This window comes from Faecalimonas sp. LCP19S3_D12, from assembly GCF_052121495.1.
Taxonomy (GTDB): domain Bacteria; phylum Bacillota; class Clostridia; order Lachnospirales; family Lachnospiraceae; genus Faecalimonas.
In genome coordinates this window covers 1-404 of sequence record NZ_JBQKED010000136.1, presented here as the reverse complement: position 1 = coordinate 404, position 404 = coordinate 1, and the positions used below count along the sequence as shown (strand labels likewise).

The following is a 404-nucleotide window of genomic DNA, read 5'->3' as shown; positions in this document are numbered from 1 at the left end:
CACTGCTGCCTCCCGTAGGAGTTTGGGCCGTGTCTCAGTCCCAATGTGGCCGTTCACCCTCTCAGGCCGGCTACTGATCGTCGCCTTGGTAGGCCGTTACCCCACCAACTAACTAATCAGACGCGGGTCCATCTCATACCACCGGAGTTTTTCACACTGTGCCATGCAGCACTGTGCGCTTATGCGGTATTAGCAGCCATTTCTAACTGTTATCCCCCTGTATGAGGCAGGTTACCCACGCGTTACTCACCCGTCCGCCACTCAGTCGCAAAAACTTCAATCCGAAGAAATCCGTTTAAGCGCTTCGTTCGACTTGCATGTGTTAAGCACGCCGCCAGCGTTCATCCTGAGCCAGGATCAAACTCTCGTTAAAAGTGTTTGTTCCGGTTCAGATAACTGCTAGC

At 53.2% G+C, this 404-nt stretch carries 1 rRNA gene; it reads right to left on the bottom strand.

The features are described 5' to 3' along the window. Positions 1-373: ribosomal RNA gene (locus tag ACTQXY_RS15600) — 16S ribosomal RNA — on the bottom strand; the annotation flags it as partial. Positions 374-404: the final 31 nt, after the last annotated feature.